This is a genomic window from Halomonas sp. PA16-9 (genome assembly GCF_009728585.1).
In the GTDB taxonomy this organism is placed as follows: Bacteria; Pseudomonadota; Gammaproteobacteria; order Pseudomonadales; family Halomonadaceae; genus Vreelandella; species Vreelandella titanicae.
In genome coordinates, this window is record NZ_CP040451.1 from 595410 (window position 1) to 622280 (window position 26871).

General features: G+C 55.1%; 21 protein-coding genes and 7 pseudogenes. 8 read left to right on the top strand and 20 right to left on the bottom strand.

Going from position 1 to position 26871, the window contains the following annotated elements:
- Positions 1–208 precede the first annotated feature (208 nt).
- The 11 genes and pseudogenes from FDY98_RS02810 to FDY98_RS02850 all read right to left on the bottom strand — a co-directional run bounded on the left by FDY98_RS02810 (position 209) and on the right by FDY98_RS02850 (position 10596).
- Complete coding sequence (locus FDY98_RS02810; RefSeq protein WP_027957802.1) at positions 209–1678, bottom strand: carbon starvation CstA family protein; 1470 nt, start codon at positions 1676–1678, stop codon at positions 209–211.
- A gap of 188 nt (positions 1679–1866) precedes the next feature.
- A complete protein-coding gene (sodC, locus tag FDY98_RS02815) occupies positions 1867–2418 on the bottom strand; it encodes a superoxide dismutase family protein (RefSeq protein WP_027957803.1) in 552 nt (183 codons plus the stop codon).
- A gap of 81 nt (positions 2419–2499) precedes the next feature.
- A complete protein-coding gene (locus FDY98_RS26615) occupies positions 2500–2763 on the bottom strand; it encodes a M20/M25/M40 family metallo-hydrolase (RefSeq protein ID WP_340146664.1) in 264 nt (87 codons plus the stop codon).
- A 35-nt stretch (positions 2764–2798) separates the two neighbouring features.
- Positions 2799–3668: a M20/M25/M40 family metallo-hydrolase gene (locus FDY98_RS02820; protein ID WP_340146665.1), complete on the bottom strand. Its 870-nt coding sequence runs from the start codon at positions 3666–3668 to the stop codon at positions 2799–2801.
- Positions 3653–5074 carry a M20 family metallopeptidase gene (locus FDY98_RS02825; protein WP_022520145.1) on the bottom strand — a complete coding sequence of 474 codons (1422 nt, stop codon included), beginning with the start codon at positions 5072–5074 and terminating at the stop codon, positions 3653–3655. Before FDY98_RS02825 ends, FDY98_RS02820 begins: the two co-directional genes overlap by 16 nt.
- A 38-nt stretch (positions 5075–5112) precedes the next feature.
- Positions 5113–5643, bottom strand: coding sequence for an oligopeptide/dipeptide ABC transporter ATP-binding protein (locus FDY98_RS02830; protein WP_442907955.1), 531 nt, complete (start codon positions 5641–5643; stop codon positions 5113–5115).
- Positions 5617–6125 (bottom strand): annotated as a pseudogene (locus FDY98_RS29235) (ATP-binding cassette domain-containing protein); the annotation flags it as partial. The pseudogene FDY98_RS29235 and the gene FDY98_RS02830, both read right to left, overlap by 27 nt.
- On the bottom strand, positions 6122–7171 hold the full coding sequence (locus tag FDY98_RS02835) for an ABC transporter ATP-binding protein (RefSeq protein ID WP_051430469.1): 1050 nt from the start codon (positions 7169–7171) through the stop codon (positions 6122–6124). The pseudogene FDY98_RS29235 and the gene FDY98_RS02835, both read right to left, overlap by 4 nt.
- On the bottom strand, positions 7164–8075 hold the full coding sequence (locus tag FDY98_RS02840) for an ABC transporter permease (protein ID WP_027957805.1): 912 nt from the start codon (positions 8073–8075) through the stop codon (positions 7164–7166). The genes FDY98_RS02835 and FDY98_RS02840 overlap by 8 nt, the downstream gene beginning before the upstream one ends.
- 11 nt (positions 8076–8086) lie before the next feature.
- A pseudogene (locus tag FDY98_RS29240) lies at positions 8087–9003 on the bottom strand (ABC transporter permease).
- 75 nt (positions 9004–9078) lie between these two features.
- Positions 9079–10596 (bottom strand): ABC transporter substrate-binding protein, encoded by a 1518-nt coding sequence (locus FDY98_RS02850; protein ID WP_027957807.1) that lies wholly within the window; start codon positions 10594–10596, stop codon positions 9079–9081.
- A gap of 183 nt (positions 10597–10779) precedes the next feature.
- Between FDY98_RS02850 and FDY98_RS02855 the strand changes: the two genes are divergently transcribed.
- The 5 genes and pseudogenes from FDY98_RS02855 (at position 10780) to FDY98_RS02875 (ending at position 15777) form a co-directional block, all read left to right on the top strand.
- Complete coding sequence (locus FDY98_RS02855; protein ID WP_009288367.1) at positions 10780–11727, top strand: LysR family transcriptional regulator; 948 nt, start codon at positions 10780–10782, stop codon at positions 11725–11727.
- Between the two features lie 116 nt (positions 11728–11843).
- Positions 11844–12616 (top strand): annotated as a pseudogene (locus FDY98_RS02860) (pseudouridine synthase).
- A gap of 35 nt (positions 12617–12651) precedes the next feature.
- Positions 12652–13518: a tRNA cyclic N6-threonylcarbamoyladenosine(37) synthase TcdA gene (gene tcdA, locus FDY98_RS02865; protein WP_035537732.1), complete on the top strand. Its 867-nt coding sequence runs from the start codon at positions 12652–12654 to the stop codon at positions 13516–13518.
- Positions 13515–13733 carry a DUF1653 domain-containing protein gene (locus tag FDY98_RS02870; RefSeq protein ID WP_027957810.1) on the top strand — a complete coding sequence of 73 codons (219 nt, stop codon included), beginning with the start codon at positions 13515–13517 and terminating at the stop codon, positions 13731–13733. Before tcdA ends, FDY98_RS02870 begins: the two co-directional genes overlap by 4 nt.
- A gap of 28 nt (positions 13734–13761) precedes the next feature.
- Positions 13762–15777 (top strand): RecQ family ATP-dependent DNA helicase, encoded by a 2016-nt coding sequence (locus tag FDY98_RS02875; protein WP_027957811.1) that lies wholly within the window; start codon positions 13762–13764, stop codon positions 15775–15777.
- Between the two features lie 7 nt (positions 15778–15784).
- Here the strand turns inward: FDY98_RS02875 and FDY98_RS26635 are convergent, their stop codons facing one another.
- The 3 genes and pseudogenes from FDY98_RS26635 to FDY98_RS02885 all read right to left on the bottom strand — a co-directional run bounded on the left by FDY98_RS26635 (position 15785) and on the right by FDY98_RS02885 (position 18551).
- Positions 15785–16057 (bottom strand): AbgT family transporter, encoded by a 273-nt coding sequence (locus tag FDY98_RS26635; RefSeq protein WP_340146670.1) that lies wholly within the window; start codon positions 16055–16057, stop codon positions 15785–15787.
- Positions 16014–17137, bottom strand: a pseudogene (locus tag FDY98_RS26640) (AbgT family transporter). The gene FDY98_RS26635 and the pseudogene FDY98_RS26640 overlap by 44 nt, the downstream one beginning before the upstream one ends.
- Positions 17138–17369: 232 nt before the next feature.
- Positions 17370–18551: a M20 aminoacylase family protein gene (locus FDY98_RS02885; protein ID WP_009288372.1), complete on the bottom strand. Its 1182-nt coding sequence runs from the start codon at positions 18549–18551 to the stop codon at positions 17370–17372.
- Between the two features lie 200 nt (positions 18552–18751).
- On the opposite strand from FDY98_RS02885, the gene FDY98_RS02890 reads away from it, so the two are divergent.
- Complete coding sequence (locus FDY98_RS02890) at positions 18752–19633, top strand: LysR substrate-binding domain-containing protein (protein WP_101148343.1); 882 nt, start codon at positions 18752–18754, stop codon at positions 19631–19633.
- A 50-nt stretch (positions 19634–19683) separates the two neighbouring features.
- On the opposite strand, the gene FDY98_RS29245 is transcribed toward FDY98_RS02890, so the two are convergent.
- The 6 genes and pseudogenes from FDY98_RS29245 to FDY98_RS02915 all read right to left on the bottom strand — a co-directional run bounded on the left by FDY98_RS29245 (position 19684) and on the right by FDY98_RS02915 (position 23932).
- Entirely contained in the window at positions 19684–20151 is a 468-nt protein-coding gene (locus FDY98_RS29245; protein ID WP_442907956.1) for a GTP-binding protein, read from the bottom strand.
- Positions 20152–20307: 156 nt separating this feature from the next.
- Positions 20308–20909 (bottom strand): annotated as a pseudogene (locus FDY98_RS29250) (GTP-binding protein); the annotation flags it as partial.
- A 113-nt stretch (positions 20910–21022) separates the two neighbouring features.
- Positions 21023–21193, bottom strand: a complete 171-nt coding sequence (locus tag FDY98_RS02900) for a DUF2805 domain-containing protein (RefSeq protein ID WP_022520117.1) — start codon at positions 21191–21193, stop codon at positions 21023–21025.
- Positions 21194–21201: 8 nt separating this feature from the next.
- Positions 21202–22574, bottom strand: a pseudogene (locus FDY98_RS02905) (PepSY-associated TM helix domain-containing protein).
- 97 nt (positions 22575–22671) lie between these two features.
- Positions 22672–23302, bottom strand: a pseudogene (locus FDY98_RS02910) (class I SAM-dependent methyltransferase).
- 270 nt (positions 23303–23572) lie between these two features.
- Positions 23573–23932, bottom strand: a complete 360-nt coding sequence (locus FDY98_RS02915; RefSeq protein WP_081742548.1) for a helix-turn-helix domain-containing protein — start codon at positions 23930–23932, stop codon at positions 23573–23575.
- A gap of 522 nt (positions 23933–24454) precedes the next feature.
- Here FDY98_RS02915 and FDY98_RS26650 point away from each other — a divergent pair.
- Together FDY98_RS26650 and FDY98_RS26655 are read left to right on the top strand one after the other, a co-directional pair.
- Positions 24455–25588, top strand: coding sequence for a GAF domain-containing protein (locus FDY98_RS26650; protein WP_340146673.1), 1134 nt, complete (start codon positions 24455–24457; stop codon positions 25586–25588).
- On the top strand, positions 25576–26799 hold the full coding sequence (locus tag FDY98_RS26655) for a putative bifunctional diguanylate cyclase/phosphodiesterase (protein ID WP_340146841.1): 1224 nt from the start codon (positions 25576–25578) through the stop codon (positions 26797–26799). The genes FDY98_RS26650 and FDY98_RS26655 overlap by 13 nt, the downstream gene beginning before the upstream one ends.
- Positions 26800–26871 lie beyond the last annotated feature (72 nt).

The window sequence follows — 26871 nt, forward strand, 5'->3', positions numbered from 1 at the left end:
TGCCTGTATTCGTCTATACCGCAGTAGCATGGAAGCGATAAACATGAGGAGTAGGGGAGAAAAGGTAGGATAAAAGAGATAGTAGAAAAAGCGAGGGCACGCATCAAACACGGTTATGTGGCTGATGTGTGCCCTTTTTTGTGGCGTGACTCTTGTGTGAAGAGCGTCCTGTGAAGAGAGTGTGGCGGTAACGTTATGGAGCGCCTAACTATTTAGCGGCAATCGCCTCACCGCTGTCCACAAACTGGCTTGGTACCGCCGGCTCATCAACAGCAAAAGTTGCCCGGCTTAGGCGACGGACACGCTTCATAAACAGCGCAATGCAAAGGAGTGTGCCTAACGCGGCCACCACATAGCTTAGCTGCAGCGGTAGACCAAAACCGATCGGCGCGTAGGCTAAGTAGGTAAACGTGGCCATGGTCATAAAGGTGGCTGGGATCGAGGTAATCCAGTGAGGCTTACGCGACAGCACCAGGTACATGGTGCCTACCCACAGCGCGATCACGGCGGTGGTTTGGTTCGCCCAGGAGAAGTAGCGCCACAGCAGTGTGAAGTCCATGTGCGTTAACGCGTAAGACACCACAAACAGCGGTAGAGCGACCATGACGCGCTTCATAATCGGCTTTTGATCGATCTTAATGTAGTCGGCGATGATCATCCGCGCGCTGCGGAAAGCGGTATCGCCCGAGGTGATCGGCAGCACAATAACGCCGAGTACCGCCAGGGTGCCGCCTATAGCGCCGAGCATGGTGGTAGACACTTCGCTTACCACCGCAGCAGGGCCACCGGCCGCCAGCACATCGGAAAGCGACTGGTCGCCATAGAACAGGCTCATGGCGGCGGCCGCCCAGACCATCGCGATAATGCCTTCGGTGATCATCATGCCGTAGAAAATTTTGCGACCATTGGTTTCGTTTTGGGTGGTGCGCGAAATAATCGGCGTTTGGGTGGCATGAAAACCTGAAAGCGCGCCGCAGGAGATGGTTAAAAACAGCAGCGGGAAAATCGGTGCGGCGTCAGGGTGCATGTTCTGGAACGAGAGCTCAGGAATCGGAGCGCCCGTGATGATCAAGCCGATACCGATACCCGCCGCGCTGAACAGCAGCAGGGCGCCAAAATAGGGGTAGATACGGCCAATGACCTTATCAATCGGCAGCAGGGTGGCAATCAAGTAATAAATAAAGATAGCGACGATGATCAGCGTTAACGACAGCGAGGTCATATTGGCCAGCAGCGCCGCAGGCGAGGTGACGAATACCGTACCGACTAAAAGCAGCAGCAGAATCGCGAAACCATTGACCACATGCTTCATCGCTTTACCCAGGAACTTGCCGGCCAGTTGCGGCAGGTGAGCGCCGTGGTTGCGGATCGAGATCATGCCGGTCAGGTAATCGTGAACAGCACCGGCAAAGATACAGCCAATCACAATCCACACAAACGCCACTGGCCCATACAGAGCGCCGAGAATCGGGCCAAAAATAGGGCCGACACCGGCAATGTTTAATAACTGAATGAGTGAATTGCGCGTAGTGTTCATCGGCACATAGTCGATGTTGTCGCGCATGCTGAAAGCGGGCGTTTGACGCTTGCGGTCAGTGACAAACACACGCTCAACGAATTTCCCATAGGTAAAGTAGCCCGCTATCAGCAGCAGGATCGATACGATAAAGGTGATCATCTAAGGTACCTAGAGCAGTGAGGGGGATGGGCGAGCATGTCGGTGAGCATGCAAGCAGGCACTTCTTTAGCAGAGCTAAATGTACAGATAACCACTATAAAATCACAGCTAGACTTTAGTGGGCCGTAAGCAAAAAAAAGGACAGCCGAGAGGCTGCCCATTTTGTCGATTAACAACAACGGTAAAGCTTAAGACTCTACGACGCCGCAAGCCATTCGGGTGCCACCGCCGCCCAGGTGGGGTTCATCTTTGTAGGTGTCGCCGCCTTCGTGAATCATCAAGCTGCGGCCAGGCATATCTTCCATGCTCAAGCGCGGCGCCAAGACGGGGAGATTGGCTTCGCCATCTTCATTAACCGTTAGCACCGGTAGATCGCCTAAATGACCTTCTCCATAGGGGCCTTGGTGAGTGCCGGTTTCCTCAGGGTCATAGTGTCCGCCAGCCGACAGTGCCGCGGTCATCTCGCCACTGTCATTCTCGGCGGGATCACAGCTGGCATTCTGGTGAACGTGAAAACCGTAAACACCGGGCTCAAGATCCGTCAGCGAAGGTGTCAGCAGTAAGCCATGATCCGTATGCTCAAGGGATACGGTACCGATTGACTCTTCATTACCCTCGGTGCTGACTTTATGCATCTCGACATCAAGCGTTTCATTGGCTTGTGCCGCTGAGGTGGCGAGCAGCAGCGAGGCGGCAATAGCGGTAAGCGGTGTTGAGAAACGTATAGTTGAATAGCGCATGTTGATCTCCTTCCGAATCCATGGAAACGCTGTAGCAGCGTTGCTTACTCAAGGTAGTTGGCTAGCAGTTACATTGCCAATTTAACGTGCCGAAGCAAAGGATACATCTTGCAAATTCAATAACGTAGAAGCGAGTGCCTGAGTGCGCGGCACCAGTGTGTCCAGCAAACAGTACTCTTCGTCAGTGTGCATTTTTGCGCCGACAGGGCCAAGACCGCACAGAGTGGGAATGCCCAGGCTGGCCGTCCAGCCCGCATCAGAACAGCCGCCAGTGAATTCGCCGTCAACAGCAAACCCGATCGCCTTAGCCTGAACCTGATAAAGCTCAAACAGCGCGCTGCTCATACGCGCTTCGAGAGGATAAAATTCAGAGGTTTGTTCTATGGTCGCAAGAGTGGAATGTCGGGTTCCGCGATAATCGCCTCAATGGCTTTATACAGCTGATCACGCTGGGCGGTGGTAACAAAACGAGTGTCCAACTGTGCCGACGCGAAAGGCGCGACGGTATTGCGTGACACGCCTCCGGTGATGGTGCCCACATTGGTGGTGATGCCTGCCTCATAGTCGGTTATCGCATGCAGCTTGATGATTTTTCGAGCGAGTGATTCTATCGCGCTGGCGCCATCGGCATGGCTAACCCCCGAGTGAGCGGCCTTGCCGGTGACTTCGATTAAGAAACCAGCGCCCCCTTTGCGGCCCGTCACCACATTGCCACTGACCCGCCCTGGCTCGACATTTAAGGCGACGCGTGCCCCCTGGGCGGCCGCTTCGATAAATGCCCGCCCATCCGGCGAGCCAATTTCCTCATCGGCAGTAAACAGGGCGCGAACGGGTAGGGGGCAGGTGGGCAGGCGGCTTAGCGCACGCATAACAAAGCAGTTCATCACCAGGCCGCTTTTCATATCGGCAACGCCTGGGCCAAAGCCGATATTGTCTTGCTGGGTATAGCCTCGGCCCGCCACCGTACCGGTGGGGAAAACCGTATCCCGGTGGCCCATGAGTAAGACATGGCCTTGACCCGTTCCCCCCAGATGCGCTTCCAAAATATCGCCTGAGTCAGGGCGCTGGTGGCGTATAACCGTGATGCCATCCTGCTCAAGCCACTGAGTGATCAGGTCGGCGACCGCATCGGTACCCTCTTTGTCATAGCTGTTGGAGTCGATATTGACCAACGCCTCAAGGCAATCTTGCATCGCCTGCTGCTGGCCTTCCAGCCACGCGCAAACCTGTTGGGTTAGTTCGTCTTGCATAAGGCTTTCTCTCTCATGATGTCTGATCCTTGGTCACTCAAATCCCAGAATAGCCCCGCCATTAAGATCAGTGCCTCTGAAGCGATGCTCCCCAATAGGTGTTCGTCAGGCGCGTGCTGGGAGCAGGAGGGGTAGGAGTGTGGAACCCATAGCGTGGGTAAGCCCAGGGTTTCGGCAAACACATCGTTGGGTAACGAGCCACCTAAGTTGGGTAGCAGCGTCGGCGTTTTATGGGTGGAGCGTTGCATAGAGGCCAACGCCCAGCCTACCCAGGGGTCTTCAGGATCGAGTCGTGTCGCCGCCATTTGCGACATGCGCGCAGCGCTTACCTCAATATCGTGATAGCCGTGTTGATCCAGGTGATGGCGTAAATGGACTAGAAAATTGTCCTGGTCGCTGCCCACCACATAACGCAGTTGGCAGTGGGCATAGGCCGTTGGCGGAATAGCATTGGCCGGGGCATCCGGGTTGCCCGCCTTCATGGCGAGTACTTCTAAGGTGTTCCAGCCAAACAGTCGTTCAGCGGGCGATAGTCCTGGCTCACCCCAGTCAGTGTCGATAGTGGGGGCATTGTCGCCGACGCCGACTTCCAATGCGGCGAGCGCTTTACGCACGGCTTCGGGTATTGGGTCAGGCCGTAGGCCTTGGATTTGAATAACACCGTTGGCATCCACCAGTGTGGCGAGTGCATTGGCCAGACGCACCGCAGGGTTTTTTAATACGCCACCCCAGTTGCCCGAGTGGTGAGCGCCTTCACGGGCCTGGAGTTTAAGGTCGAAATTGAAGGAACCCCGTGAACCTAAAAACAGCGTGGGAGCGTCGGCATTCAAACGCGGCCCATCTGAGCCAATAAACACATCGGCGGCGAGGCGGTCACGGTAGCGGTGGCAGATCTCTTTTAAGCCAGGGGAGCCCGTCTCCTCGCCCATTTCCAGCACCAGCTTAACGTTATAGCCCAGGCGCCCATTGCTTGCTTTCAGCACGCAGCCCAGCGCGGCTAAATTGATGGTGTGCTGGCCTTTGTTATCCGCCGTGCCACGTCCGTACCAGCGATCCCCTTGCTGGGTGATTTTCCAGGGCGAAAGCCCTTCAGCCCATTGGTCGTCATAGCCGCGGATGACATCGCCATGACCGTAAGTTAATACGCTGAACGAGGCTTCTGGCTCAAGGCGTTCAGCAAGCAGAAACGGCCCAAACCCTTCAGCCGGGTTATCAACAATGTCCCAGCTAAAACCGAGCTGCTCAATATCCGGAATGATCTGCTCAGTAAGGTAGCGGTGAAGCTCTTCCTGTCTATTCGATTCCTGGCTTTCGCTGCGGATGGCAATGCGCGGGGCAAGCTGGTCATAAAAATCGCCGCTGTCAAAGTAAGCTTTGGCATGATCTAAGGCGTGTTGGCGTGTCATAGGCACTCCTTTTAACGTTAAATATTGATTAAATATGTTTAGGCAAGGTGGCAGGCGACACGCGCCTGGCTGCCCTTGCCAAAAGCTTGACCGGAAGCATGCGTAATAGCGCTCAGCTTGGGTGTCTGCTCTGAGCATTGCGGTTGAGCGATTGGGCAGCGGGGGTGAAAAGCGCAGCCTGAAGGTGGCTGAGTGGGGTCGGGCTGGCCTGCCCCCAGGCCTATGTCGGGCACGCCTAGACCTGGCTCCGGGGTCAACGCGGAAGCGAGTAGCGCTTGGGTATATGGGTGGCGTGGTGAGGTGAAGATTTGCTCACGGGTACCCTCTTCGACAATCTGGCCTAGATACATGACCGCGAGCCGGTCCGCGAGATGTTCGACCACGGCGAGGTCGTGGCTAATAAACAGGTAGGTAAGGCCAAACTCATCTTTAAGGTCGAGCAGTAGATTGAGGATCTGCGCCTGGATCGATACATCCAGCGCGGAAGTGGGTTCGTCACAAATCACCAGATCTGGGCGCATAATCAGCGCTCTGGCAATTGCCACCCGCTGGCGCTGCCCCCCTGACATTTGCCCGGGGTATTGCTGGGCGGCGCGTTTGGGTAGGCCGACCAGGTCAAGCATCTGATCGACCTTCGCTGCCTGTTCACGGGGCGTGCCTAGCGCGTGAATACGTAGCGGTAAACCAACGATCTGAGCAATCCGCTGGCGTGGGTTAAGCGACGAATAAGGGTCTTGGAAGATCGGCTGTATATGCCGGGCCAGTGCCTTTTGGTTAGCGTTAACAATCGCTTTGCCATTGATCAGCACATCGCCTGAACTAGGGGGTGTCAGCCCAGCAGCATCTTGGCCAAGGTGCTCTTGCCACAGCCTGATTCGCCCACCAGCCCCATCACCTGGCCGCGCGGAACGCGTAGCGATACCTCATTGACTGCTTTTAGGGTTTGAGGCTTATGTAGCATGCCACCGCCCAGTTTGAACGTTTTAGACAGCGCGCAGAGTTCGAGGGCAAGAGGATCCATACTGTCTGCAGGAGAGGTGGTGCTTGTCATGACGTTACCTCCTGATCGTTTAGTGGCGCTGGGCTGGCTAGCTGATGGGCAAAGTGGCAGCGTGAAAAGTGCTCGCCTGCCACAGCCTGTAAGGGGGGCGTGGTTCGGCACCGCTCATCCGCTTGATCGCAGCGATTGCAAAAGGCGCAGCCCTCGATCTTGCCTACCAAGCTGGGCACTACGCCTGGGATCGCCTGCAAACGGCTGCCTGGCAGTGTCTTGCCGGGCGTCGGTATGCAGCGCAATAAACCTTGGGTATAGGGATGGCTGGGGGCTTTAAAGAGCGCCTGTGCAGAGGCGGTTTCAATCACTTCGCCGGCATACATCACGGCGACCCGGTCGGCGATACGCGCAACGACACCCAAGTCGTGGGTGATGAAAATGATCGCCGTGCCAAACTCCTGCTGTAAGTCGCGTAGCAGGTGCAGAATTTGCGCCTGAATCGTCACATCTAATGCAGTGGTGGGTTCATCGGCGATGATCAAATCGGGTTCACACATTAGTGCCATGGCGATCATCACCCTCTGGCGCAACCCGCCCGAAAGCTGGTGGGGATATTGGCGCATACGCTCTTCGGCGGCGCTGATGCCTACTCGTTTAAGCAAATAGAGGGCGCGATCGTGGGCCGCTTGACGCGATACCCGCTGGTGGCGGCGCAGGGCTTCGCAGAGCTGATTGCCCAGGGTGTAGGCGGGGTTGAGGGCGGTCATGGGCTCTTGAAAAATCATCGCCATGCGTGCACCGCGAAGATTGCTGCGCTCGCGTTCAGGCACCGTAAGGAGATCAACGCCGTCAAAGTTGAGGCAGTCGGCGTTTACCTGCGCCTTGCGCGGCAGTAGGCCCATTAATGCCAGCGAGGTCATGGATTTACCACAGCCTGATTCACCTACCAGGCAGAGCATTTCACCGCGCTCAACGTGAAAGTCGATGCCCCGCACGGCGTGTAGCGTGCCCTTGGCTACGGGTAAATCAACCCGTAGCTGCTTAACGCTGAGAAGCGGTGAGGCTGGCGCTGTTGAGCGCTCAGTTGAAGATAGATTATTCATTGCGGCCTCCCGGTGCGCTGAGGTCGCGTAGTCCGTCACCCAGCAAGTTAATCGCCAGCACCAGAACAAACAGCGCGCTGCCGGGAATCGTAATCACCCAGGGCTGAAAGAACATATAGGTTTTGCCTTCGGCGATCATTAGCCCCCAGGAGGGCGAGGGTGGCTGCACACCCATGCCTAGAAATGACAGCGTTGCTTCGAGCAAAATGGCGTTGGCGACCTCAAGGGTGGCGACGACAATCAACGCGCCTGCAATGTTAGGAAGCACTTCGCGTAGCAGAATGTAGGGCAGAGGGCAGCCCAACGCCTGGGCGGCTTGCACATACTCGGCATCGCGCAGCTGCTGGGTGGCCGAGCGGGCGACGACCGCGAAACGATCCCATAGCAGCAGCCCTAGCAGCAGCGTTACGGTCAGCATTGATCCGCCGATCAGCGAGGCCATAGCCAGCGCCACTAACACCACGGGCATGGCCAGGCGGGTGGTCAGCAGGTAACTCACCACCGCATCAACGCGACCACCAAAGTAGCCCGCCAAGACCCCCAGGGTGGTACCAATCAGTCCGGAAATCAGCGCGACCACCAGCCCAATAAACAGCGAAATTCGCGCGCCAAAGATAAGGCGGCTCAGGTAGTCGCGGCCAAGGCGGTCGGTACCTAAGGGGTGCGTCCAGCTACCGGTTTCGTGCCAAAAAGGCGGCACCATGCGATTAGCGGTGTCCTGTAAGTAGGGATCATGGGGAGCCAGCCACGGTGCTAGAAGCGCCACAATCCCCAACGAGGCAATGATTAAGAGGCCGATGGCCAAGCTGCGATTATTGAGCGTGCTGCGCCATAGGCGCGTCTGCCAAGCAGGAGTTAATTGGCTTTGTAGCGCGGTAGCCGATGGGGTAAGAGAGTCTGTCATGGTGTTCTCCGTTAGCGCGCGCGCAGGCGTGGGTCGAGGGCTGCGTTGAGAATGTCGGCCAGCAGCGTCAACACGATATAGAACAGCGCAATGATCAGTACGATGGCCTGAACGACTGGATAGTCATTGCGTGAAATAGCGTTCCACGCCAACTGCCCCAGCCCGCGTAGTGAAAACACGGTTTCGATAACCACTGACCCGCCGAGCATAAACCCGAGCTCCACGGCGGCCAGCGCGACCACTGGGATCACCGCATTGCGCAAGGCGTGTTTGAAAATCACCGTGCCGGTGCGCAGCCCTTTGGCCCGTGCGGTGCGAATGTAATCGGCCTCTAGCACCTCCAGCATGCCGCTGCGGGTCAGGCGCATCATGGCGGGGTAGCGTAATAGCCCAGCGCAATAGCGGGCAGTACAAAGCCTTGCCAGCTATCGCTGCCCGCGGCCGGAAACCATTGCAGCTTGACGGCAAATACGATGATTAGCGTTAAGCCAAACCAGAAGTTCGGCATTGCCTGACCGGTAACCGCAATCGCCATGGCCATACGGTCTATCCAGCTGCCACGTTTGAGCGCGGCGACCACACCGAGGGGAATAGACACGCCCAGCGCAATCGCCAAGGCCAATATTCCTAGGGTCATCGTCACCGGTAGTCGCTCAACGACTAGATCCATTACCTCGCTTTGGTAGTAATATGAACGCCCAAAGTCGAGCTGCACGGCTCCCCACAGCCAAGTGGTAAATTGCTGAATCACCGGGCGGTCCAGGCCGTAATCAACGCGGATTTGTTCTACCTGCTCGGCGGTGGCCTCGGGGCCACCAATGGAGAGCGCCAAGTCACCCGAGAGCTGCAGCAGACTAAAGCAGAGAACCGAAATAGTCAGAGCGACGCTAAGCGCTATTAGCGTGCGCTTGAAAACAAATGCCCACATAAAGCATCACCCCTTCGCTATAGAAGGCTAGCCGTGGGAAGAGCCACGGCTGCCGATAGTTCAAATATCACGCCGTTACTTCCAGCTTGCCTCGTAAAAGCGCGGTAGTTCGTCGGGGTAAGCAGTGAACTCAAGATCAGCGGTGTGGGCGTAATAGGTGGAGTAGGAGAATAGCGGTGCCCAGTACGCTTGCTCGGAAATGCGGGCGAACGCTTTTTGGTAGTGCTCTAAGCGCACATCAGGATCTACCGAGGTATCGGCGACTTGTAACCACTCCTGCACCTGAGTGTCCTGCCAGAGATCGTCAATGCCGCCTGTGAAATAGACGCTGACGAACGCCGAGACATCGTTAATAGAGAAGGAGCCCCAGGCTTTGAACGACATATCGGTTTGACCGTTGCGCTGAAGCTCCAGCAACGCGGGGGAGGTCATAAAGCGCAGGTTGGCATTAATGCCTACTGCACGCAGGTCGCCAATCATCGCTTCGGCGTAGTCACGTTCACGGTAGGCATGAAGGTCAATGTCGAAGCCGTCGGCGTAACCGGCCTCGGCGAGTAGTTCGCGGGCTTTGTCAGGGTCGTACTCATACTCAATAACGTCTTGTGTTTCACAGCCAAACTGAGTCGGGAAGCAGGGGGCGTAGAGGGGCTGGCTGCCGCCGCGTACTAGGTCGTTAGCGAGCCCTTCCCGGTTCATCGCATGATTGATGGCTTGGCGTACGCGAAGGTCATTTAGCGGTGAATCTTCCCGTGTTGCGGCATCCAGCCCGATATAACCCACCCGCATGGTTTCGCCGCCAAGCACGCTAAGCTGAGGCATACCGCTTAACGACTCAGCTTGATCAGCAGGTACACGCCAGATCCAATCGACTTGCCCTGACATTAATTGCGCCATACGTGAGTCCGCATCGGCAATGGCCTTGAACTCGATATTGGCGATCTCCGGCTGACCAATGGGACTGTCGGCAAAGTAGTCATCAAAGCGAGTTAGGCTAACGCCATCCCCGGGGCGGACGTTGGTAATCCGGTAAGGGCCGGTACCTACGGGTTCACGACTGAAGCCTTCAATACCCACTTCCTGGAAATACTCATCGGGGTAAATTGGCATTGGGCCGGAAAGGTACTCAAGGGCTGCGGGGAAAGGCTCTTTGAGGTGGATGCGCACCTGATAGTCATCCAGTTTCTCGACGCTTTCAATCCAATCAACATTTTGGCGTGTCACCACCCGTGACTCGGGTGATACCGCATAGTTGAAGGTGAAGACCACATCGTCGGCGTCGAAGGCCTCGCCGTTATGAAAGGTTACGCCTTCACGAAGAACCAGATCTAAGGTCGAGTCATCGGCCCATTCCCACTCTGTCGCCAAGCGTGGCTCGTACTCATTGGTTTGCGGGTTGCGGTAAATCAGCGTGTCCCACGCTAGGTGGGCGAGGATAACGCCTTCACGCAGATTGTTATGGTAGGGGCTAACGTTCTCGGGTTCGCTGTCAGACGCATAGACCAGCGTATCGTTGGCCTTGCCAGCTAATGCGGGTGTCGCGATGCTGAGTAAAGCAAGTGACGTAATGCAGTAGAGAGTTCTCGATGTTTGCATGCCATACCTCGTTTTTTAATAAGGGAAGGTTATGAGCGTTTGGCGTACTGGCGAGGCTTGTTGTTTTTTAGATGAGCCGCCGCCTTGAATTAAAACTAATCTATTGCTTAGGAGTGCCACAAGTGCAATGTTTAGAACTTATCATTGCCGTTTTGGCAATGTTTATAGTGAGGGGGAGCCACTATGAATCCACGCGTGTTACAAGAAACGGCGTTACGTTACTTTCTCGAGGTGGTTCGCTGTGGCTCTATTAGTGAAGCCTCAGGGAAGCTAAATGTGGCGCCCTCCGCCATTAGCCGTCAGATTGCCCGGCTGGAAAGCGAGCTGGATACGCTGTTGTTTGAGCGTCGTGCGCGCGGTATGGTGCCCAGCGCGGCAGGGGAGTTGCTGGCGATGCATGCCCGCCATATGCAGCTTGAGGCAGACCGTATTGGCAGCGAAATAATGGCCTTGCGTGGGTTACAGCGGGGCAAGGTACGTTTGGCTAGTTCGGAAGGCTTTGCCGTGGATTTTTTACCCGCGGCAATCGCGGCTTTTCGCAAGCGTTACAGCGGTATTCATTTCCACCTGATGGTGGGGGCGCCCGCCCAAGCGACTCGGTATGTCAGGGAAGGCGATGCAGATATCGGCATTACTTTTAGCCTCAAGCCTGAGGCGGATATTAACGTTGCCCTTAGGCAGCCCGCGCCCATTATGGCGCTGGTTTCTCCGCACCATGAGCTTGCCGTTAAAAAACATATTTCGCTGGCGCAGCTTCAGCACTATCCGCTGGCGTTACCCTCGCCAGACACGACCCTGCGCCAGCTGTTTGATATCTGCTGTAGCCGTCAAAACCTGGCGTTTGAATCCATTTTTAGCAGCGATTACACCGAGGCTTTGATTAACTTCGCCATGCTCGGGGGCGGTGTGGCGCTGGCAGGGGAAATATCGGTGCGCTACCGCATTCAGCAACAGCGCTTAGTGGCGATTCCTATTCGAGACCAGGGCATGGATTCCCGCTTTATTGAAGTCCAGACCCTTGCCAAGCGCACATTGCCGACGGCGACGCAGGCATTTTTAGCGTTTCTAAAAGAGCATATCCCGCCTGGGCAACTGCCGCTCTTTCCTACTCCACCAACAATTAACTGCTGATCACCTGCCTTCTTAGCAAGCGCTGGCGTGAATAGCGTATTGCGCGGATGACATCTCACGGCCTAGCCGCGACAATGGCGCCCTGTTTAGATTGTTAGCTTTAACCGGGGAGCGTTATGACGCCACTCAACATCCTCTATCAGGATGAGTATCTCGTCGCGGTGCATAAGCCGTCAGGGCTTTTGGTGCATCGCTCGGCGTTGGCGCGTGGTGAAACCGAATTTCTGCTTCAACGCTTACGCGACCAGCTTGGCAAGCGGGTTTACCCCGTTCACCGGCTGGATCGGCCGACCTCTGGGTAATGATATTTGCTCTCTCGTCGGCAGTGGCTGGCCTGCTCAGCGATGCGTTTAGCGAGCGCCAGGTGGAAAAGCGCTACCTGGCAGTGGTGCGCGGTAAAGCACCGGAAAATGAACGTTTGGATTACCCGCTAAGGGAAGAAGACGGTACGCGCCCCAAGGCGGAAATGCCCGCTATGCCCGCGATGACCGATATTCGCCGCCTGGATAGCGTCGAGCTGCCCGTGCAGGTCGACCGCTACCCGGTGGCGCGCTACTCCCTGGTAGAGGCGCGGCCGATGACCGGTCGCCGCCATCAAATTCGCCGCCATCTTTCCCGGCGTGGCTACCCGATTATTGGCGATGCCAAGCACGGTAAAAGTGTCCACAACCGCTTTTTTGCCGAGCAGATGAAGGCTCCGCGCTTACTGCTCGCCGCGACCTATTTGGCCTTTGACCATCCGCTGTTAGACAAGCGTGTACAATTGAGCTGTGCCTTGGATGACACCATGATCGCGCTGTTTAACCAGCTTGGCTGGGCGGGGCATTTACCGCTGGATAGCGTGCGCACGCCGCCCCACACCACGCCTTCCGCCCTTCAAGCGTTATGAGTGAGTTTGTGATGTCCTCAGCTACTACATCGAGCATGCCGTCCGCCTCGCCTGTGCCTACGGCTAACGTGAAACCTCCTTCTGCAGATTATGATTTTCGCTTTGGCGGCATTCGCCGTCTTTATGGCCAGCGTGCAGCCGAGGCATTTCGTCATGCCCACGTGGTGGTGGTGGGTGTCGGCGGGGTAGGCAGTTGGACGGTAGAGGCGCTGGCACGCTCGGGCATTGGCAAGCTGACGTTGATCGACCTGGACGACGTCTGCGTTTCCAACGTCAACCGCCAGCTCCACGCGCTGGATGGTACTATCGGTCAGCCCAAGGTTGATGTGCTGGCCGAGCGCTGCCGCTTGATTGCCCCGGAAATTGAGATTGTGGCGGATACTGCCTTCGTGACACCCACCAACCTGGCCCAGCGGATTCCCGATGACGCCGATCACGTGGTGGATGCCATCGACAGCGTGATTGCCAAGGCCGCCCTGATCGCCTGGTGCAAGCGACGCAAAATTCCCATCACGGTGACCGGTGCGGCTGGTGGGCAAACCGATCCCACGCGTGTTCAGGTCGCGGATCTCACCCGCACCGAGCACGACCCGCTGTTATCCAAAGTGCGCTCGCGGCTGCGTCGGGATTACGGCTTCTCCCGCAACCCCAAACGGCGCTTCTCGGTAGAGTGCGTCTACTCCGACGAGCAGTTGGTGTATCCCGGCGCCGACGGTGAAGTGTGCCTGCAAAAGCCTGGCAGTGGTGATGCCACGCGCTTGGACTGCGCTTCCGGTTTTGGTGCTGCGACTTTTTTAACCGGCACCTTTGGTTTTGTCGCCGCGTCAAAAGTGCTCGAACGCCTTGCCAAAAAAGCCAACCAGCCAAGTGCCACAAACGCCACTCAAGAGGAGAGCCAATGACCGCCCCCGTTCCCGGTATTTATCGCCACTATAAAGGCAGCCTCTACGAAGTGCTTGGCACCGCCCAGCACAGCGAAAACGAAGAGCCGCTGGTGGTGTATCGTGCCCTTTACGGTGACTACGGCCTCTGGGTGCGCCCGCTTGAGATGTTTACGGAAACAGTGACGAAAGAGGGCCACACCCAGCCGCGCTTTGCGCTGGAGAAGTCGTTTTAAGGCGGAATTTCGTTATCAAGGAGTGCTCATGCCCCCCTCATCACCCCAGCAGACGCTGAAAGAAGTATTCGGTTTCGATGACTTTCGCGGCGGCCAACAGGCGGTGGTGTCAAGAGTGCTGGAAAGGCACTCCACGGCGGCGATTTTTGCCACCGGCGCGGGGAAGTCGCTTTGCTATCAACTCCCGGCGCTGCATTTGCCGCACTTAACCCTGGTGGTATCGCCGCTGCTGGCGCTGATGCAGGATCAACTGGCGTTTCTGGCCCGCCACGGCGTGGCAGCGGCAAGCATTGATTCCACCCAAGACCGTGATGCTACCCGGGAGGTGATGGAGCGCGCTAAAAGCGGCGAGCTGAAAATCCTTATGATCTCGGTGGAGCGGCTCAAGAATGAGCGCTTTCGCCACTTTCTGCGCCAAGTGCATATTTCACTCATGGTGGTCGATGAAGCCCACTGCCTCTCTGAGTGGGGGCATAACTTCCGCCCTGACTACCTCAAACTGCCGGACTACCAGCGCGATTTTGCTATCCCTCAGGTGCTGCTGCTCACCGCCACGGCGACCCCAGCGGTGATAGCCGATATGGGTGAGAAGTTTGCCATTGCGCCGGAGAACGTGATTACTACCGGCTTTTACCGTTCCAATCTTGAGCTGCTGGTATCTCCGGCCATGGAAGGTCGCCAGCAGCAGCTGATCAACTGGCTAAAGCCGCAGATGCAGCCGGGTAGCGAAGCGCCAACGATTATTTACGTCACCCTGCAACAAACTGCCGAGCGAGTCGCTAAGGTGCTGGCGGCCCAGGGTATCGCTGCCCAGGCCTACCATGCAGGGCTAGATTCCCAGCGACGGGATGAGATTCAGCGGCAATTTATGAGCGGCGAGTCGCCCTGCATCGTGGCCACTATCGCCTTTGGCATGGGCATCGATAAGGGCGATATTCGCAACGTGGTGCATTATGACCTGCCTAAATCCATCGAGAACTATAGCCAGGAGATTGGCCGGGCGGGACGCGACGGCCTGCCTTCTACCTGCCTGACCCTGGCCGGGCGGGATGGCTTGCGGGTGCTGGAAAACTTCGTTTACGGCGATACCCCTGAATATGCTGGTATCTATCGCCTGCTGGAAGAGATCGCTGCGGCAGGCCAAGCGCCGGATCGTCAGTGGGAGGTGCTGCTCAATACGCTTTCCCGCGATACCAATATCCGCCCGTTGCCGCTGAAAACGCTGCTGGTGCGGTTGGAAATGCACGGCATTATCGCCCCGCGCTTCGCATTTCTAGCCGAGTACCGGCTGCGCTATCACATTGAGCCTAGTGAATTAGTTAGCCGCTTTGAAGGCGAGCGGGCGGCCTTTGTTCGGCTTTTAGTCGATAATATTCCTATCGCCCGCACCTGGGGAACGGTGGATTTTGACCGCCTACATCAGGCGGGGCAGGCGCAGCAGATTGACGCTTCCCGTGCTCGCGTCATTACCGCCCTTGAGTACTTTCAAGATAAGGGCTGGCTAACCCTGGAAGGCAAGCGGATGACCGATGTCTACGAGATCTGCCAGCCGAACTTTACCATTGAGGCGCTGGCGAGCCAGCTGTTTGAGGATTGCCTGAATCGGGAGCGAATCGAGATTGAGCGGCTACAGGCAATGCTAGCGCTGTTTGAGTCGGGGAGCTGTCTGACTCGGCGGCTAGCCATGCACTTTGGTGATAGTACCTTTGGTGACAGCACCTTTGATACACCATCCAATACTGAGCAGGGACGCTGCGGGCATTGCTCTGTGTGTTATGGCCACCCGATAAAACTACCGGATGCGCTGCCCGAGCCACCGCTAACGACGGCCGATTTTCAGCGCTACGCCACACCGCTGATTGAGCGCCACACCGAACAGTTCGGACAGCCGCCCAATGCCCAGCGGCTGGCGCACTTTCTGTGTGGCTTGACCATGCCGGTGTTTACCCCGCTCAAAGCCCGCAGCCTGAACGGCTTCGCGGTTTTTGAGCAGCGCGCCTACCCAGAAGTGCGTGAGTGGGCGGAGGCGATGCTGGGACAATAAAGGCCGATCAAAGTCCGAACGGTAACCCCAGCCAGTACCAAATAAAGAACAGGCTGCTCCAGCCGGTTAACACGGCGAGGGAGTAGGGCATGGCGATGGTCAGTAGATGGCCGAGGGTAAATGACTTGTTGTAAAGGTGAATGACCGCCAGCACTAACGGTAGATAGGGGTTAATGGGTGAAATCACGTTCGTCGATGAGTCGGCTACCCTGTACGCCGCTTGGATGGCTTCTGGCTCAAGGCCCAACAGCATCAGCATGGGTAGAAAAATCGGCGCCATCAACGCCCTGCGCAGAGCCACTGTAAAGAAATAGGTTCACGACGGCGGCCAGTAAAATAAAGCACACTAAAGCCAGCGCCGTAGGCATATTAATTTGCAGCAGTAGATCTGCGCCATTCACTGCGCTGACAATCGCCAAGTTTGACCAGTTAAAGATGGCAATAAACTGCGCCACCATAAAGACGATGACAATAAACCCACACATATCGCGCATCGCCGCTTCCATTAAGCGCGGCACATCGCTGGATTGTTTGATCTTACCTACCGAAACGCCGTACACAATGCCGCACAGGCTAAAGAACAGCACGATGATGGGCACCAAACCACTCATAAAGGGCGAAGGTAACAGACCCCCTTCAGCGCTGCGTAAGCCGGAACCCGCTGGCAGAATCAGCAGCAGGATAACCGCGATATAGGCCAGTGCCGCTATACCGGTGTAGCGCAGCGCACGCCGTTCTGTGTCGGTTAACTGTACGCCGTGGCTTTTGTTCTCATCATCACTCTGATCCTGAAAGCGCGCCAGCATGGGCTCGACATACTTGTCGTTCATGACGGTGATAATCAGGGTAATTAACGGCACCGAGACACACATAAAGAACCAGTTGGACACCACGCTGACTTCGTAGCCGGGGCGAACGCTCTGAACGACTTCCGTCGAGATGCCGGATAGCAGCAGATCTGTGCCCGCAATAAAGAAATTGGCGCTAAAACCGGCAAAAACGGCGATAAAGGCCACCATAATGCCGGCAATCGGGTTCCGGCCAACAGTTTTAAACATGATGGCGGCCAAAGGGGGAATCAGGAAAACCGCCGCATCCGAAACCAGATTGCCGATGATCGAAGTGATGACCACCGCCGGGTAATAAAGCGCGGCGCCACATTACTCAACATGCGTCGGATGGTGGCATCGGCGAGGCCAGTTTTCTGAATCAGCCCCAGCGCTAATACCATCACCAGTACCAGCCCTAGCGGGCGGAAACTAGTGAAGTTAGTGACTGCCCCGGTCACCATAAATCTTATCCCATCCCAGCTAAGCAGCGAACGAACCTGAACGAGCTCGTCGGTGGCAGGGTGGCGCACAGGCTCGACCCACAGCTCATCACAACCGACAGGCCTAGCGTGACGACAAAAAGTATAAAAAACATAATAAAAGGATGGGGCAGGGCATCGGCTATTCGCGCAATCCGGTGCATTAATCCGGTGTTGCCACCGGACGTTGAGAGTTTGTTCGCTTCCATGTTGTTCTCCGCTTTATATCTGGAAGTGCTGCTTCTTGAAGTGTGCTTTCTTGAACTGCGCTTTCTTGAAATGCTTAGCGAGAGGGGAGTTCACGCTGTATTAGCTGAACAAAATAAGAGGCGCCCACCGGGATAATGTTGTCGTTAAAGTCATAGCTGGGGTTGTGAACACTTACACCACCGGTTTCGCCTTCAACACCATTGCCCAGAAACACATAGCAACCCGGAACGGCTTGCAGCATGAAGGAGAAGTCTTCGCTGCCAGAAATCGGTAAGCAGTCAGGGTTGACCTTTGCATCGCCGACTACTGCGTGGGCAACATCGGTGGCGAGTTGGGTGGCTTGCGGGTCGTTGACCGTGGCCGGGTAGCTACCGGGGTGAATGGTGAGCGTTGCGGTGGCGCCGTAGGCTTTAGCAGTACTGGCAACCAGTTGTTCCAGTCGTTGAATTGCATGCTCCCGTACTGCGTCGTTAAAAGAGCGAATGCAGCCCTGCATGGTGGCGGTATCGGGAATGACGTTGAAGGTGCCCGAGCCGGCATGCAGGTCGGTAAAGGACAGCACGGCGGAATCGAGCGGGGCAGTATTGCGGCTAACGATAGACTGCGCGCCGCTGATAATCGCGCTCACGATCAGCATCGGATCAACGGTGTGCTGCGGCATTGCCGCATGGCCGCCTTTGCCGTGAACGTCAATGGTGAAACGGTCTGAGCTGGCCAGCAGGGGTCCTTCGCGAAACCAGAATTCGCCTTGGGGAATGCCCGGCATATTGTGGATACCGTAAACGCGGTCACAGGGGAAGCGCTCAAACAAACCATCATCCATCATTGCCTTAGCGCCGGCTAAGCCCTCTTCAGCGGGCTGGAAAATAAAGTGTACGGTGCCGGAAAAGTCGCGATGTTTAGCCAGATACCATGCGGCGGCTAACAGCATGGTGGTGTGACCGTCGTGGCCGCAGCCGTGCATTTTGCCCTGGTTAAGAGACGCATGAGCGAACTGATTGTTTTCCGTCATGGCGAGGGCATCCATATCGGCGCGCAGCCCGATGGTACGAGCGGCGAGCGTTTTGCCGCGCAGTACGCCGACGACCCCGGTTTTAGCGATGCCGGTATGAACCTCGTCAAATCCCCACTCTGTGAGCTTGTCCGCCACTAACTTGGCGGTGCGCTGCTCCTCAAAGCCCAGCTCCGGGTGCTGATGAATATCCTGTCGCCAAGCAGTGAACTGTGCGTTGTTACCCGCAATTTCATCGATCATAGGTAGCCCTTTAGGTTTATTGAAACGATAGCACTTAAGCTATAGCTAAATATTATGCTTTGAGTTTTGGGACGAAGTCTTTTAGCTACCTTTAACTGTATACTGGCTTTTTTAGTCAGATATATTGATTTTTGCTTATTGAAGGATGACGAAATGTTATGGCTTATCGAGGATTTACGGACAGCCAGATAGAAGCCTTCATGTGGATTATGAAAACCAGTAGCGCTACGGAAGCCGCCAGTAAGATGCTGATTTCACAACCGGCGATTAGCCGTTTGATAAAACAGTTGGAGGCGCGGCTTGGGTTTGATCTGTTCGAACGCCACAATAATCGCCTGCTCCCGACCCGGCGTGGCACGCTGTTTTATGACGAGGTGGAGCGGGTTTATATTGGTTTACACCATTTGCGACAGTTTGCCGAACGACTGAAAGAGAGAGTGGCAGGCCAGTTAAGAGTGGTCAGCATGCCTTCTTTTGCGGTGAGTCTGGTGCCAGATGCCGCTACGCTGCTTGCCGAGCAGTTCCCTGACCTTGAAATTAGTCTCTACTCCTACCGATCCAGCCAGATAGCGGAGGAAGTGGTGGCCCAGCGCTTCGATTTTGGCATTACCACCGATCCTCGAATCGATCCGCGCTACCAGAGCTTTCAGTACTCTCTACCTGGCATGTGCCTTATTCCGCCAGGGCATCCGCTGGAAGCTAAAGCGCTTATCGACATTGAAGATTTCGCCAATGAAACGCTGATTTGTGGTGAGCCCAATGAGCAAAGCCGTAATCGGATTACTCAGCGACTGAGGAAACATGCCGTTTCGCCCAAAAAAATATGGACAGTCTCGCTGGGGGAGATGGCGATCCGACTAGTAGCGAACGGTGCCGGTCTTGCGGTGTTAAACGCCGTATCGGCCTGTTATGCAAAGCGAGCGGGCGTGGTGGTTCGCCCGCTCGCGTTTGATATTCGTTATGACTTTCAAATTATTTTGCCGCTGGAAAAAGATCTTGAACCCGCTATCAACAACATCAATGCTGAGCTGATCGCGTTAGTCGAGCAGAAAATTTTCGAAAGCCTCAAAATGTTTGGCTAAAAATCGCCTGGCTGTAGGATAAAGGCAACGGGATTGACCTATTACTCCCTTTACTCCCAGGCAGGGAAGGGATCGGGCAGCTGTTTCCACGCCTCTATGCCTTCCACAAGCTCGTCTTCGCTCAAAAGGCAGGCGTCCAACGCTGCGCGCATCCGCGGTTGATCCAGGTTCTGGCCGATAAAGACCAGTTCCTGGCGCATATCCCCGAACGGCTCCTGCCACTTCTCCATAATAAACTGACGCGTTTCAGGATCCGTTGGCCAGTGTTCTTCGGGAATTGCCTTCCAGAACACGCCTGCCGGGCCGTGGTGGGCGATGCCGCCTGCCTGACTCCACTGACCGGCGGCTTGAGGGCGAGTGGCGAGCCAGAAAAAGCCTTTTGAGCGCAGCAGACCCTTACCAAACCACTCCTGGTTCAGCAGATCGTGGAATTTCTGCGGATGGAAGGGGCGACGGGCATGATAAGCAAAGCTGGCAATCCCGTACTCTTCGGTTTCTGGTACATGCTCGCCGCGCATCTCTTTTAGCCAGCCTGGCGCCTGCTGGGCGCGCTCAAAGTTGAACTTGCCGGTATCCAGCACTTTGTCTAGCGGCACGCCGCCTTGGGTGATCGGTACCAGCTCCGCGTCGGGGTTCAGCGAGCGCAAAATTGCTTTTAGAGAATCCAGCTCTTTTTCGCTAATCAAGTCGGTCTTACTAATCAGCAGCACATCGCAAAACTCAATCTGATCGACCAGCAGGTCGGCGACATTGCGCTCGTCGTCTTCGCCTAAACTTTCGCCCGCTTCAGCGAGGCTTTGCGCTTCGCGGTACTGTTCAAGAAAGTTGGCGCCATCCACTACGGTCACGAGCGTATCCAACCGAGCGACGTGGGAGAGACTCTGGCCGCGTTCATCTTCAAAGGTGAAGGTTTCTGCCACGGGCAGCGGCTCGGAAATCCCGGTGGACTCAATGACCAGGTAATCGAACTTGCCCTCTCGAGCCAACTGGCTGACTTCACTAGCAAGTCTTCGCGCAGGGTGCAGCAGATGCAGCCATTGCTCATCTCTACCAAGCGCTCTTCTGATCGGTTCAATGCAACATCGCCATCCAGCGTCGACTCACCAGGGCCACCCCGCACCAGCGCACCGTCGATATTCACCTCGCTCATATCGTTAACGATGACCGCCACCCGGCGGCCCTCACGGTTGGCGAGAATATGATTAAGGACGGTGGTTTTACCGGCACCTAAAAAGCCCGACAGTACGGTGACGGGCAGGGGAGAAAACGCAGTCATTGCTAGCACACCTCTAAATGGTTTTATGTTATGTGATAATATAACAATATAAGTGCTTAGAGGAAGGTTTGTTTCAGAGGAGGTCGGGTCAGATTCGTATCTGCTAGTGGATCTCAGCGCTTATATTGCGTTGGGCAATATCCACGTAGAACATCCGGCTCGCTCATGCCAAACAGCGTTTCGATCGCTTCAAACGGTGTGCGGCCTTCCCAGGCCATTTCGATAACACGTGACTGTTCGTCATCAGGTAAGCGGCGAAAGCGCTTAATGGGGGCTTTTGGCATCGTCCACCTCATTGGTGGGCATCAAGGCTGCGGGCAGTGTAGTGCTTTTTAATAGACCAGCGCAGCGCATCGATCACGATGAAACATGCCAAGCTTACACCCAGTACGGGCAGTGCTACGCCAAGCGTGATAGCGACGAACAGCACGCCGAGTTGGGTCGTAAGCGGAAGCATTAGCCAGGGTTCAGTCACCGTTGGGAAGCGCTGACCACTCGCCGTGCGTAGCCGCCGCCACGCCATTACGTAACCCCACACCATCAGCGTCACAAGCCCCGCGGCGATCAACGCCAGCACTATTTGATTAGCGATACCAAACAGTACGCCCATATGCAGATCAATCCCCCAGCGGGTGAGCTTGGCGGCTAGTGGGAAGGTGGTAAAGTCGGTTTGATCGGTCACAGCCATGCTTTGCGGATGCAGCGCCACCTGGTCTACCTGCGTAGGCCACTGGCGATCAATTTCCGCTACCCGCCATGCCTCCTGGGAACTGCTCGGAGGCGTTAGTTGGATGCGCGCTGCGCTAAGCCCCGCCTTACGAGCAGCGCTCAGCGCCCGGTCAAAGTCCTCTAACGTGATAGACGTGGCCACCATTGCCATATGGCCGTGATGCTCAGCATGTTCATCGGCTACCTGGCTATCGGTATCGATCAGTGCCGTTGAGGCACTTGGCGTGCCCCAGCCCCAGGCATGACGAAGTTCCGCAATATTGCTCCCTGCCCACTGTGACCAAGTGAGCCCTGTTGCCGAAAAGAACAGCAACCCGAGGGAAAGCACTACGCCTAGTGTTGCGTGGCGCTGGCGTGTGTGTGGGCGCCTGACAGTGCTTTCAGTGCGCGGCGTTGGCGAATCCACAGCGTTATGCCACCCAGCGCGGCAAGCCAAAGCCATGAGGCAGCCAGCTCACTATAGAGACGCCCCATCTCGCCCATTAACAGCTGGCGGTGAAAATGATCGATCGCGGTGCGCAGCGGTAAAATACCGCTGGTACCATAAACCGTCGTATCACCGGTGACTTTCAGGGTAATGGGGTCGACAAACAGCGCCCGATGTTCAGAAGGCCCCAGCCCTGGCTCGCTAAACATGAGTCGGGTGGTGTCGCCTAACGCCGGTGCAGGGCGCACCGCGCTGGGCAGGGTTGGTTCGCCCAGGTATTGCTGGGCCGTAGTGATCTGTTCGGCAAGTGAATGAGGCTCGCCCTGAGTAGCGCCATATAGGGTGTCATGGTAGAGCCACTCTTCAAGTGGTGGGCTAAGCAAGTAAGCGATACCAGACAGTGCCGCGATAAGAATAAAAGGGCCGACGAAGAGGCCAATATATAGGTGTAAGCGGCTAAGCAGAGCAAAAAGCAGCTTGCCGGTGCGGTTAGAGGAGTGGACTGTCATTGGCTTGAATCCGAGTGGTATCGGTAAATTAGCCAGACAGCTTAGATAGTTTAATTAGCAATCGCTAGCCTGTGCATAGCGGTAAAAAGTCACACGCTTAGCGGCTAGACGGAGCGGGCTTGACGGCCAGGAGTGCACGGAATAGACCATTCATTAGCACCGGTTCGTCGTGGTGAATCTGAAACCCAGCTTCACTGAGCAGTGGCTGTGCTTGGCGTGTAATGTCGGTGGCAAGTGCCGATGTGACTCCATTCAGAAGACGTCGGCCCGCACCCACAGATTGACCGTCTGGCTGGAACTTATCCATTACGCACAGCTGCCCACCGGGTTTTAACACGCGGTACGCTTCGGCAAGCCCTCGCTGTGGATCAGGCATTACCGCAATAATCAGATGCATGATGACGGCCTCAAAGTGCTCATCGGGGTAGTTGAGCGCCTCGGCATCCATCACACTACACTCCACATCGTGGCGAAGCTCCTCGGCTCTTTTTGGTGCGCTTCACCATGGCCGGAGCGATATCGGTGGCGTGCAATTCGATGTCATGAGGCAGAAAAGGCAGGTCTAACCCTGTGCCAGCCCCTACCAGCAGCACCCGCATACCAGGCTCCCAATCTACTTGTCCAAGCGCAATACGCCGTGGCCTACGAAACGCACGGGCGGCGACCGCATCGTAGAAAGGTGCGTAAACGGTGTAGCGAAGGCGATTCCACGCGGTGGTGTTGAACATAACGCCCCTTTGCAGCTCAACGCTGCGATTGCTGAATGCCGGGTGGACTATTTACATAAGACTACCTATAGCATGAAAGCAATCATTCAACCAATAAAGCGTGCTCATGTTGGATGATTTATTTTATATGGCTAATATTATCACCCTATCAAATTTATTGTGTGGGATTTATGAAATAGCAAACGTTATAGTGATCCTTTGGTTGATTGTTTGTAGTAATTTTTGATTGGTCTTAAAGTTGTAGAGATAAGATTTTGTCATTGTGTTTGATTACCCTTTTTGTAGGCGTGTAGTTAAGCTTTCAACAATATCGATAACTAGCTGTCGATCATTTTGATTTAAAGGCTCTAAAAGCTGTTTCATTCTGCTTGACTGATCATCGATATGAAAACTGGCTTGCCCAAATAACTCAGCTGCCTCGCAGTTGAAAATTTCAGCAAGCTCTATTAAGCGCACAATGTTGGGGATCACCCGCCCGCGCTCGATGCGCGAAACGGCTTCGTTACCAACACCTAGGCGCTCAGCAACTTCCTCTTGGGTCAATTGACTGCGAACCCGCTGTTTGGCAATTGCCCGGCCGATACTGCCTGCAAGCCGTTTCTGTTCTGTTTTATTCACAATGTCCTCCATTAGACCTAGATGGTTGAGGAACGACCTATTGACATGAAGGACTGTTTAGGTTGAATATCATCTTCTAAGGTTGATTTGGATGCCTGTAGTTACTTTTTGTTTCGTTTGGTTACGCCGTGAAATGTGTAATTAAGGGGTAATGATTTAATTGGGTAGCCAAAAAAAAATAAAAAGCATAGGTGTGATAGGTGGAAATGCCCGAAGCTATAAAGCATATAACTGAGGGCAGCTTTAGTAGTGTAAGTTATCAATATGTTTTCAGTGTTAATGTTCAAGTTGCTTTGGTTGGTTGGTTGGTTGGTTGGTTGGTTGTTTGAAGGTTGTTTAAAAGCTTATGAAAGAAGATTGTGAGGTGTTGAATGTTGGGTGGTTTTTCTTTTGTAAGCTTTAGGCGTTTATAAACTTTAGTCGTTGATCGGTTACCGAGTGGCGTTTATGCGGCGGATCGGTGCGTTTTTTTAAATACTGTTCAGCAAGAGCGGGAGAGAAGCTTGATGTGTAAATCCGAAGGCGCTTAATAACATGCTCCCTACTTCTGCACCAGAGATTTTTCGACAGTTGGCGGATAAGTTGACCTGCGTCAGTGAAGAGGGCTTTTTTCAACACCTTGTGCGATCCCTGACGGGTATCCTTGGCGTTGATCATGCCGTTGTTGAATATGTCGATAGCCGCCAGGGCACTGTGAGCACATTGGCAGCGTGGTCTCAGGGTGAGTTCATTGAGACAGCTCCGTATTCAATACAAAGCACGCCATGCCAACAGGTCGCGGAACACTCACGGCTGTTTATATCTTCTCATACTCGTCAGCAGTTTCCAGAGGATCAGCGGCTGGCTGCCCTGAGAGTTGAGGGGTATTTGGGTATCTCCATCGCAGCGCCTGGTGGCGGCTTTTTGGGGGCTATTGCGCTAATGCACTCATCCGTCCTGGAGCTTCCTTCTTATGCCGATGAAGTGTTACGTATCTCTGCGGCGTTGGCTGGCGCAGAGTTGGCGCGTCAGTTAGCAGAAAGCCAAACGCGCGAACGTCTGTTATATAAACAGCAGGCGTTGCAGCGCATTGGTCGACACAACACCGCCCTGATCAACACCATTAATGAGCAGCAACGCTTTCAACACGCCGTTGTTAGCTTGGCAACTGCGGTCTCAGCTGAGAATGGCGAAGCGTTTCTGCGCCGGCTAACCGCCCATATGGCCGAAGCGTTATCCGCTGAAGTGGGGTTTATAGCGCTACTGGACGAGCAGGATTCCGATATCGCGCATACCTTAACGCTGTATGTAAATGGTCAGTGCCAGGATAATTTTGCTTATTATCTTCCCGGCGTTCCTTGCCATAAGGTAATGGTGGAGCAAGAGTGTATCGTTCACGAGGGCGCCGCCATTATGCTGCCTGCTGAAACCAACGGGGCACTTTCGTGGGTAAACGGCTATGTTGGGCGCCGGCTGGATGATAGCCATGGTCAGCCAATGGGGCTTATTGGCGTAATGTTTAAAAGCCGCTGGACGATGTGGATGTTGTGCGCAATGTCTTGCAGATATTTGCTGCGCGGGCCGCTTCAGAGCTTGAACGCCAACAAGACGAAGTACGCATTCGCCAATTGGCTTTTTCTGATTCGGGGACTCAATTGCCCAACCGTGCTGCCTTTATGCGCCACTTAGAGCGAGTGGTCGCCGATACGCAGACCACTGAATTGGCGCTATTGCTACTGGATCTTAATCATTTCAAAGAGATCAATGATACCGCTGGGCATGACCTGGGCGATTTAGTCCTAAAGGCCGTGGCCGAGCGCTTTGCAGCTTCGTTGACGGAGGGACAGTATTTAGCACGCTTAGCTGGTGATGAGTTTGTGGTGGTTTGCCCTGGTGTTGAGGCAAGCAGCGCGTTAGCCACAGCTCAGCAATTGTGCGACAGCATCGCGCAACCGTTTATTGTTGAGCAACACTCCTTTGAGCTTTCTGTGGGAATCGGTCTGGCGCTATATCCTCAGCATGCGGCAACGCCATTAGAGCTGTTGAAACACGCCGACATTGCCATGCATCAAGCCAAGCGGCAAAAGCTTCCCGTATGTGTATTTGAACCCTGGATGGGGCGCGTTGTGGCTGAACAGTTGCATATCGCCAAACGCCTGGCGTCCGCCATTGCCGAAAAACAGCTGAGCCTGCACTTTCAGCCCCAGGTAGATTTGCACACCGGCCAGTTAATTGGCGCTGAGGCGCTGTGTCGGTGGCACGATGAGGAGCTGGGTGACGTTTCACCGGGTAAATTTATTCCTATTGCCGAGGAGCGCGGCATGATCGTCGCGCTCGGCAGTTGGGTGATAGAGGAAGCCTGCAGGCAACTTGCCGCATGGCGAGAGCAGGGGCGCTCTATGCCTGGCCAGTTAGCGATTAATATTGCCGCCCAGCAGTTTGAAGAGGATGATTTGGTGACTGGCCTGCTCGGTTGCTGTGTTGACTTTGGCGTTGAGGCGTCACAACTTAGCCTGGAAATTACCGAAAGCGGTATCATGGAGAATCCTGAAAAAGCGATTGCTATGACCGAAGTGTTAAAGAGCAAAGGGTTAGGGCTTTCCATTGATGACTTTGGCACCGGGTATTCGTCGCTTGCCTACCTAAAGCGCTTCGCCGCCGATAAAATTAAAATCGATATCTCCTTCGTCCGCGATATGCTCACCAGCGACAACGACCGTGTCATTGTGGCAACGATCATTGCCATGGCAAACACGCTGGGCCTTGAAACCATTGCGGAAGGGATTGAGAACCAAAACCAGATTAACGCATTGCTTGCAATGGGCTGTGCCCAGGGCCAAGGCTACTACTTTGATCGGCCATTGGCAGCTAAAGAGTTTGCCCAGCGCTGGCTGCGCTAGGTGAGTAGGTCGTTTTTGCATTGAGCGTTTTTGAAGGGCGCCCACCAAACTGCTATCTATAATAGACAATAA

Coding starts and splice junctions, on each gene's coding strand:
- FDY98_RS02855 (WP_009288367.1), top strand. CDS start 10,780: ATGAATCCACGCGTGTTACAAGAAACGGCGTTACGTTACTTTCTCGAG.
- FDY98_RS02870 (WP_027957810.1), top strand. CDS start 13,515: ATGACCGCCCCCGTTCCCGGTATTTATCGCCACTATAAAGGCAGCCTC.
- FDY98_RS02915 (WP_081742548.1), bottom strand. CDS start 23,932: ATGGAGGACATTGTGAATAAAACAGAACAGAAACGGCTTGCAGGCAGT.
- FDY98_RS02890 (WP_101148343.1), top strand. CDS start 18,752: ATGTGGATTATGAAAACCAGTAGCGCTACGGAAGCCGCCAGTAAGATG.
- tcdA (WP_035537732.1), top strand. CDS start 12,652: ATGCCGTCCGCCTCGCCTGTGCCTACGGCTAACGTGAAACCTCCTTCT.
- FDY98_RS29245 (WP_442907956.1), bottom strand. CDS start 20,151: ATGCGCGGCGAGCATGTACCAGAAACCGAAGAGTACGGGATTGCCAGC.
- FDY98_RS02885 (WP_009288372.1), bottom strand. CDS start 18,551: ATGATCGATGAAATTGCGGGTAACAACGCACAGTTCACTGCTTGGCGA.
- FDY98_RS02830 (WP_442907955.1), bottom strand. CDS start 5,643: ATGTCAGGGGGGCAGCGCCAGCGGGTGGCAATTGCCAGAGCGCTGATT.
- FDY98_RS02840 (WP_027957805.1), bottom strand. CDS start 8,075: ATGACAGACTCTCTTACCCCATCGGCTACCGCGCTACAAAGCCAATTA.
- FDY98_RS26650 (WP_340146673.1), top strand. CDS start 24,455: ATGCTCCCTACTTCTGCACCAGAGATTTTTCGACAGTTGGCGGATAAG.
- FDY98_RS26635 (WP_340146670.1), bottom strand. CDS start 16,057: ATGGCGCCGATTTTTCTACCCATGCTGATGCTGTTGGGCCTTGAGCCA.
- FDY98_RS26615 (WP_340146664.1), bottom strand. CDS start 2,763: ATGAGCAGCGCGCTGTTTGAGCTTTATCAGGTTCAGGCTAAGGCGATC.
- FDY98_RS02900 (WP_022520117.1), bottom strand. CDS start 21,193: ATGCCAAAAGCCCCCATTAAGCGCTTTCGCCGCTTACCTGATGACGAA.
- FDY98_RS26655 (WP_340146841.1), top strand. CDS start 25,576: ATGCGCCACTTAGAGCGAGTGGTCGCCGATACGCAGACCACTGAATTG.
- sodC (WP_027957803.1), bottom strand. CDS start 2,418: ATGCGCTATTCAACTATACGTTTCTCAACACCGCTTACCGCTATTGCC.
- FDY98_RS02850 (WP_027957807.1), bottom strand. CDS start 10,596: ATGCAAACATCGAGAACTCTCTACTGCATTACGTCACTTGCTTTACTC.
- FDY98_RS02875 (WP_027957811.1), top strand. CDS start 13,762: ATGCCCCCCTCATCACCCCAGCAGACGCTGAAAGAAGTATTCGGTTTC.
- FDY98_RS02820 (WP_340146665.1), bottom strand. CDS start 3,668: ATGCAAGACGAACTAACCCAACAGGTTTGCGCGTGGCTGGAAGGCCAG.
- FDY98_RS02835 (WP_051430469.1), bottom strand. CDS start 7,171: ATGAATAATCTATCTTCAACTGAGCGCTCAACAGCGCCAGCCTCACCG.
- FDY98_RS02825 (WP_022520145.1), bottom strand. CDS start 5,074: ATGACACGCCAACACGCCTTAGATCATGCCAAAGCTTACTTTGACAGC.
- FDY98_RS02810 (WP_027957802.1), bottom strand. CDS start 1,678: ATGATCACCTTTATCGTATCGATCCTGCTGCTGATAGCGGGCTACTTT.